The sequence below is a fragment of the Paenibacillus oenotherae genome (assembly GCF_019443105.1).
Lineage (GTDB): Bacteria > Bacillota > Bacilli > Paenibacillales > Paenibacillaceae > Paenibacillus_Z > Paenibacillus_Z oenotherae.
The window spans coordinates 1-433 of record NZ_JAHZIJ010000095.1; the positions used below are offsets into that span (position 1 = coordinate 1).

Below are 433 nucleotides of genomic sequence, written 5' to 3' on the forward strand. Positions count from 1 at the left end.
GCATTCGCTCCGCCAGTGATGACCAAACGGAACGAATAGCTCGTATTCGCACTTAAACCTGTCACCGTTGCACTCGTATCACTTCCACCAAGTGCACCCGATGTCGTTGCCGCACTCCACGTTGTCCCTCCATCGGTCGACTGCTCGATCGCCAGCAACGAGGCTCCACTTACTGCACTCCAACCAAAATCCGCTGTCGTCGATGTCTTTCCCGCCGTTGCAAAATCACTCACCGGGACGGACAGCGTCGTCACCGCTACCGCATTCGAGTTCCCCGCATTCGCTCCGCCTGTTACGACCAAACGGAACGAATAGCTCGTATTCGCACTTAAACCTGTCACCGTTGCACTCGTATCACTTCCACCAAGTGCACCCGATGTCGTCGCTGCACTCCACGTTGTCCCTCCATCGGTCGACTGCTCAATCGCCAGCG

At 56.6% G+C, this 433-nt stretch carries 1 protein-coding gene; it reads right to left on the minus strand.

All coding sequences use genetic code 11. The features are described 5' to 3' along the window. Nucleotides 1-433, minus strand: a 433-nt coding sequence (locus K0T92_RS24730) for a fibronectin type III domain-containing protein (RefSeq protein ID WP_219875285.1), incomplete at both ends; no start/stop codon positions are given.